General features: G+C 66.6%; 1 protein-coding gene. It reads left to right on the forward strand.

From position 1 onward, the window contains the following. On the forward strand, positions 1–326 hold a 326-nt coding region (locus ACFHWU_RS29555), incomplete at both ends, for a RidA family protein (protein WP_416592359.1).

The raw sequence follows: 326 nt of genomic DNA on the forward strand, positions 1-326 counted from the left end.
TTCATCTTCGTCTCCGGCACCTCCAGCCGCCGCCCCGACAACACCATCGCCGGCGCCACCGTCGACGAATACGGCACCACCCAACTCGACATCCGCAAACAGACCCGCGCGGTGATCGCCAACATCGCCGACCTGCTCGCCGCCGCCGGCGCCAACCTGACCGATCTGGTCTCGGTCACCACCTACCTGGTCAACATGAACGACTTCGGCGGCTACAACCAGGTCTGGGCCGAACACTTCGACCACACCGGACCCACCCGCACCACCGTCGCCGTGCACCAACTGCCGCACCCGCACCTGCTCATCGAGATCCAGGCCGTCGCCGT

Origin of the sequence: Micromonospora sp. LOL_015, from assembly GCF_048060275.1 — a bacterium.
Lineage (GTDB): Bacteria > Actinomycetota > Actinomycetes > Mycobacteriales > Micromonosporaceae > Micromonospora_E.